General features: G+C 44.8%; 10 protein-coding genes. 3 read left to right on the forward strand and 7 right to left on the reverse strand.

The genetic code is table 11. The annotated features are described in order from the left end of the window. Positions 1-35: 35 nt before the first annotated feature. Complete coding sequence (locus J7J01_07580) at positions 36-1,001, forward strand: nucleotidyltransferase domain-containing protein (GenBank protein MCD6210731.1); 966 nt, start codon at positions 36-38, stop codon at positions 999-1,001. Here J7J01_07580 and J7J01_07585 read toward each other — a convergent pair. The 3 genes from J7J01_07585 to ccsA are packed head-to-tail and all read right to left on the reverse strand — an operon-like array spanning position 988 to position 2,180. Continuing rightward, entirely contained in the window at positions 988-1,365 is a 378-nt protein-coding gene (locus J7J01_07585) for a cytochrome c maturation protein CcmE (GenBank protein MCD6210732.1), read from the reverse strand. The two genes, J7J01_07580 and J7J01_07585, sit on opposite strands and share 14 nt — an antisense overlap. Then, a complete protein-coding gene (locus tag J7J01_07590) occupies positions 1,355-1,525 on the reverse strand; it encodes a hypothetical protein (protein ID MCD6210733.1) in 171 nt (56 codons plus the stop codon). Before J7J01_07590 ends, J7J01_07585 begins: the two co-directional genes overlap by 11 nt. Continuing rightward, positions 1,518-2,180 (reverse strand): cytochrome c biogenesis protein CcsA, encoded by a 663-nt coding sequence (gene ccsA / locus J7J01_07595; GenBank protein MCD6210734.1) that lies wholly within the window; start codon positions 2,178-2,180, stop codon positions 1,518-1,520. Before ccsA ends, J7J01_07590 begins: the two co-directional genes overlap by 8 nt. Before the next feature lie 79 nt (positions 2,181-2,259). Here ccsA and J7J01_07600 point away from each other — a divergent pair, with 79 nt between their 5' ends. After that, a complete protein-coding gene (locus J7J01_07600; protein ID MCD6210735.1) occupies positions 2,260-2,925 on the forward strand; it encodes an ABC transporter ATP-binding protein in 666 nt (221 codons plus the stop codon). Positions 2,926-2,929: 4 nt separating this feature from the next. Here J7J01_07600 and J7J01_07605 read toward each other — a convergent pair whose 3' ends face one another. Continuing rightward, positions 2,930-3,709 carry a phosphopantothenate/pantothenate synthetase gene (locus J7J01_07605; protein MCD6210736.1) on the reverse strand — a complete coding sequence of 260 codons (780 nt, stop codon included), beginning with the start codon at positions 3,707-3,709 and terminating at the stop codon, positions 2,930-2,932. Positions 3,710-3,919: 210 nt separating this feature from the next. Here J7J01_07605 and J7J01_07610 point away from each other — a divergent pair, with 210 nt between their 5' ends. Beyond that, positions 3,920-4,381, forward strand: coding sequence for a 4Fe-4S dicluster domain-containing protein (locus tag J7J01_07610; protein MCD6210737.1), 462 nt, complete (start codon positions 3,920-3,922; stop codon positions 4,379-4,381). A gap of 3 nt (positions 4,382-4,384) precedes the next feature. Here J7J01_07610 and J7J01_07615 read toward each other — a convergent pair whose 3' ends face one another. From J7J01_07615 to J7J01_07625, 3 genes are read right to left on the reverse strand one after another with little or no spacing between them, the layout of a single operon-like run. Further along, a complete protein-coding gene (locus J7J01_07615) occupies positions 4,385-4,846 on the reverse strand; it encodes a DUF488 domain-containing protein (protein ID MCD6210738.1) in 462 nt (153 codons plus the stop codon). 9 nt (positions 4,847-4,855) lie between these two features. Beyond that, positions 4,856-5,674 (reverse strand): isopentenyl phosphate kinase family protein, encoded by an 819-nt coding sequence (locus tag J7J01_07620; protein MCD6210739.1) that lies wholly within the window; start codon positions 5,672-5,674, stop codon positions 4,856-4,858. Between the two features lie 36 nt (positions 5,675-5,710). Further along, the gene (locus J7J01_07625; protein ID MCD6210740.1) at positions 5,711-5,872 is read right to left on the reverse strand and encodes a hypothetical protein; all 162 of its coding nucleotides are present in this window, start codon (positions 5,870-5,872) and stop codon (positions 5,711-5,713) included. Between the last annotated feature and the right edge of the window lie 177 nt (positions 5,873-6,049).

Raw genomic sequence — 6,049 nt, forward strand, 5'->3', positions numbered from 1 at the left:
ATTGCGTATAATAAAAGAAATAGAGAGCGATAATAATGAACATCAGAACAAGATTAAGAGACTTCATATTGACTTTTGACGGTTGGTTCTTTTCTGTGGTGGGCTATGAACTCGGTTCCGGGTCTGAAACAGGCGAGGTAAAATGCCTGCTCCGTTATATCCCCGACGAATGTGGAACACGTGTCTCGAATCGAAGCGGCAGGCGATACCGGAAATTGGACTTCAATGAAGCTTATGAGTTCCTCCGGCAGCACCGGCCGCTATACGTAGGGGATGTGCACCATGTGCCGGAGCGTGATATAAAAGAGGTCCTTCGTCCTGAAGCATGGCTCCCTACTGTTGTAGAAACCGATGACCGGGTTGCCCGGATTTATGAGCTCCTGCGTTCTCGTTCTTATATACCCGCGGACAAGATAGGCATTACCGGCTCTTTCTTATGTGGGCTCAATACCCCCCATTCTGATATTGACCTCGTTATTTACGGACTGGAGAACTTCAATCGTGCAAGGGAGGTTGTGGCGTCAGCGAAAGAGGAAGGCATCATTCGTGATATAGACGATGATACATGGCGGCAAATATACAGGAAGAGGAATCCAGAATTGAGCTATGAAGAGTTCATCAAGCATGAGAAGAGAAAAAATAACCGCGGTATGATTGACGATACATACTTTGATATCTTATATTCACGCGATTGGACAGAGCTGGCTTTATTGGACCCTATGGATTATGAGCCAGGGCAGAGAATGGGCTACCTCCAGATAAAGGCTGAAGTGAAGGATGCCTCTTTCTCATTTGATAACCCCGCGATATATCGCATAGAGCACCCAGAAATAGACAAGGTGCTCTCTTTTACCCATACCTATGTGGGGCAGGCGCAGGAAGGTGAATGGATAGAAGCGCGAGGTATGGTAGAGAAGACAACACATGAGACCAGGCTGGTTGTGGGCACCACGCGCGAAGCGAAGGGCGAATGGATAAGATGCCTCTCTACTCGTACTTAGAGGGGCATTTGACCAGTAGTTGCGAGGCACTTACATGGTAGGGCGAATCGAGCGTGCCAATAACAACCACTTTCAGCCCCTCTTTGAAGCCCTGCGGTACCGGATTCCTGTATGTGACATTAATAGTAGCCCTGCCATCTGTGATTTTAAACGAGAGAGCACCATCTTCTCCCCAGCTTGTAGAGCCATTGACAACGGTGTCCATGATCTGAACTTCCTTATTCATATATCTATCATTCCCCACCACCTGTGAGACACTCATGTAGGGACTGAGGTAAGAAGAGAAGACATCGTATGCTAATGCACCACTCAGCACGATCAGAGATGCGACGACTATATAAAGTGGTTTAATCTTAATCTTCATCTCTATCTTTATCCTCAGCTTCGAGTACCGCCCTCTCTAAGTCCATTACCTTCGCTTTAAGTGCTGCCAGCCGTCTGCTCAGCCACAGGAATAGCACCAGAATTGCTGTCCAGTAGATGATAGCAACCACAAATACGCCTCTATACACCAGTTCATGCACCCCCCTTCTTATACCTGTACCTGTACAATAATACATTAACGCGGTCCTCCAAAGACCATAATGAGTATGTTGTTATAATGAGATAAGCGAAGATTAAAGAAGCTGCGGCGAGATTCAATATCAGAGTTGCTTTTACAGGCATAGACAGCGTTATCTCCTGCGCTCGCGGATGCAGCGACTGCCATAACATCACAGAGAGGAAAGTCAGAGGTATGAGTGAAAAAGCAAGGACATTATACACTGCTCCTATCACCGCTCTCCTCTCTACTTCACTGATAGAATACTTCACAGCTATATAACCCGCATACGCAATCCAGAGTATGAGTGTGGTTGTCTGTTTCGGGTCCCAGTTCCAGTACAATCCCCATGCTGCATTCGCCCAGATTGCTCCTGAGATCAAAGCCACTATACCATATACCAGTCCTATGATCACTAATACTTCCGCAGCCATATCATATCGCCTCGCCCTCTTCTTCAGGTACATTATGCTCGCCACGAGTGAGATGAAAAACGCGAGATAGCAGACCAGAGCAGCAGGTACATGTGTATAAGAGAAATAAATATCACCCCTTACCGGGTGGACTGAGACATAAGCCATATATGATGCTCCTACACTCAGTATCACACCAATAACAAGAATAATATCCCGCTTCATCTTCTATTCTTTTTATATGCATTTTTATATATAAGCATAATCTCTCTTTGACCTAACCTTACGGATGTGTTTATGGATTATGGCACAGTCAACAGTAGCAGTGGACGTGATAGGAGTATCAAAACGATATGGCTATCTTGAAGTATTAAGATCTGTATCGCTGCGCATAGAGCGCGGAGAATTCGTGGCTCTCTTTGGACATAATGGCGCGGGAAAGACAACTCTGCTGAAGTTGATTGCCACGCATATCAGACCCTCCACCGGAACCGTGAAGATATTTGGTGAAGACGCATTCAGGGATAGCAGGATAAGAAGAAAAATAGGTCTGGTAACACATGCAAGCTTCCTCTATGACGAACTCACAGTGCGTGAGAATTTACTATTCTATGCTAAACAGTTCGGGGTCGAAGAGGATAAATTCCTCGATACCGTTGATTTCCTTGGCATGAACCGGTGGTATAATGTCCGTGTGAAGCAGCTCTCACATGGATTGAGGAAGCGTGCAGACATCATCAGGGCTTTGATACATGATCCCAATTTGATACTGCTGGATGAGCCTTTCACTGGACTGGATAATGAGACCTGCGATGTGCTCGTGAATTACTTCAAGGAACAGAGACAAAGACAGAGAGAGAAGAGGAAGACGCTTTTGATATCATCACATTCCCAGGAGTGGGCGAAGAAAGTCTGTGATAAAGCTATATCACTGCACAGGGGTAAAATAGTCGGGGAAATATCACTTTGAGTTTTCATTCTCCAATCAGCCGTGCTGCTATCTCATTGATAGCCGCCTTCAAATTTGCTTTATTATCATAATCATAAGCACTCAGCAAAGTATCAAGACTGAAACTACTGTATCCATACCCATAACCATGCTGTTGTTGCTGATTCTTCTTAGCTTCTATGAGCGAGATGAGATTCCTCAATGCCCGCTCTATATCATCCACTATACTTACAGTGGCATATCTTGAAGTCCTTGATAAAGGATTCAAATCTATGGTTATTACCTTCTTACCCATCGCAATCAGTGATTCGCACCTGTCACCGTCTTCCAGTGGTGCAAGAACCACATCCGCAGTATATATCCCCTCGCGTGTAGCCAATGCACGGGCATGCTCAATCCCGGGTATTCGCGAATCCGGCTTGTCACCAAGCACTTGCTTCGCACCCTCCCGCTCTAATAGCTCTTTTATTCGCCTTACACGCTCTTCAGTTCGATGAAAGAGATTCACCTCCAGAGGTGCGTTTATCAAGCCACTCAGTATAACCATCTCCTTCGATGCCAGTGCAGCAACATTGCCGTTGACCGATAGCACAGGTCTCTTCGCCATTAATAATAGCGCAGCAGCCACTTCTGTAGCTCTCAATGCAGACTCTAATGTCCGCTCCCCCATTAAATAATCGAATGCTTCACCTCTTCCATGCGCTATCAATCCATGAAGTGAGGTTATACCTGCTTCTATACCAGCCACAAGCTTCTCTCTTCGCTTCAATGATTTATACCTCGGATGTGACTTCGGGATTCTCATTTATTGGTTCTTAGTTCTTAAGGAATAATTTCTACATATAAACGGAAACGGGACTTCGCCATGTTGTAGTCACTAATCCAAAGGAGGACGTCACAACGTCGAAATTGTCCTTTCCTTTCCTTCATGGGTACAAATGCAAATTATAAATTATAGATGTGTTGAGGATCAAGTATATAAAGTCTGAAACTCAGGTTATCTATAAAGATAAAGATGCCTGTATCTCTAATAGAGGTTTACAATCTCTTACCGAGAACGAACTGTAAGAGATGTGGTACAGTATGCATGGGTTTTGCAGCCAGATTGATCGCGATGGAGGCGCGACCAGAGGATTGTCCATTGCTTCTGGAGCCCAGGTACAGTTATAATTTAAAGCAACTGCATTCTATACTTTGCTATACTGATAAAGAACTCACAGGCTTGATAATAGATGATGATAAATGCATAGGCTGTGGGACGTGTGTGGTGGTATGCGAGGAGAACAGATTGATGAGTGAGGAGGTACTATATGGTAAAGGCAGCAGGTATGAGGAAGAAGCGGTGCTGAGGGTAGAGGAGGGGAAAGTAAAGTTGATAGATGCGAAGAGGTGTAAGCGAGCGTTTAAACCCCCGGAGTTCTGTCGCGCATGCGTTGACCATTGCCCAACAGGTGCACTGGATCTGGTCGCACCTTAAACCTTAATCTCTGATAGCCTCATAGAGGTTCTTCTGCTTACCATCACGCCCTTTGTGCTCGTAGCTCCTCTGCTCGTCTATTATGTGTATTACAGTATGACCTCGTTCAGTAAGTGCATCGGCGATGAACCTGCGATGGCAGCGGAAGAAGAGAAGTTCCGCACACATGATTGCAACATTTCTTGATGCTGCGAGCTGCTCGAGCTGGAGTAAACCCGTCTCAAAATCTTCTGTTTTCATGTATCGCCTGTAACCACCCGTTCGGTAGCCCCCAAGCTCAATAATGTGATTATATTCAATACCACAACGATTCAAATTCTCTTTTAGTATTTCCTGCTTGAAATGCCTGTACCTGGAAGTTGGGAATCGCCTCACATCCGCTATTACTTCTATCTTATACGCCATAAGCAGATGTAAGAACTCTTCTATACTCCTGTTACTCGTTCCGACAGTCCATATCTTCAATTTCAATCACTATAACGCTGATGCCGTAATAACAGTACCAAGCCTCCGCTCACCCCTTAATGCCCGCTTTATATAGCCCTTCCGCCCACTCAGTATCTCACATTCTATACCCATCTTCGCAATCTCCAATAGCTGGTACACTTTCTCGCGCATTCCTCCTGTGACATCAATAGAATATGACCCACCAAGGCATGAGTCCAGCTCCTGCTGGTTGAGATTCTCGATTGTGATCTCCGGGATAAGTCGCGCTTCATTATCACGCATAGGATCCGAAGTGTAGACTCCATCGACCTGCTCAAAACACAGTACCCGGGCTGGTCGTATATAAGTGCAAAGATGCCTCAGGATTTGTTCGGTGGATATAACCGTGCAGCCTCTTATATCATCGAATACACAGTCACCAAAGACCACCGGGATGAATCCGTTCTTTATAGAACTCGCCAGTGGCTCAAAGAAGATGCGTGCTATTTCGCCATCTACAGCCATGCAACATGCTGATGGCTGAATGGAGACGGCATTAAGCCCATAGTCTATCATCAAATCTACTATAATCCTGTTCAATGTTGATGCTGAATTCTGACATAATGCAAAACCACGTGCACTGGTAGCATGAATAAGTCCTTCGGCAGTTCTAAAAGCTTTAGCAATTGGATGGGGGAAGGAGCCACCGCCATGCCCGACGAGTAAATTCAACTCAGATTCGGTATCGGTTACTTCTTTTAACTCTTTCACTACTCTCCTTAAAGTATCATAGTTTATTGTGTGTGGTGCATTCTTATCTGTGATTAACGAACCACCCAACTTGATGAAGATGACCTTTCCTGTCATTTCCAGCATAATAAAAATATAAAAACCTTCTTTAATTTATTGTTTTGTAATTGTATAGCTCATTTCAAACAAAAGCACATTGACGAGCAATTTTTTGAGTTCGTCGTAGACATCTTCTCTCTGTAACCACCACGTGGCGAAGACGGAAGCGATGTACTGGTAATATTCAGCACCGATCTCCGATCTAAAAGTACACAATAAAAATCTATAAAATCCAAATCCAGGCGAATTGAAATCGAAAAATTTATATTGGGGTTTGTACACAAAATGGGTGCTATTAGGGAAAATAATCAGTGCTGTCAGTTCGCGGCGAGTCAAGCAAGAGATGGCAAAGCAGGGGGTAGGACCTGTGAATATGGCTGGAGTGATGCTTAG

The organism is Methanophagales archaeon, assembly GCA_021159465.1.
In the GTDB taxonomy this organism is placed as follows: Archaea; Halobacteriota; Syntropharchaeia; order Alkanophagales; family Methanospirareceae; genus G60ANME1.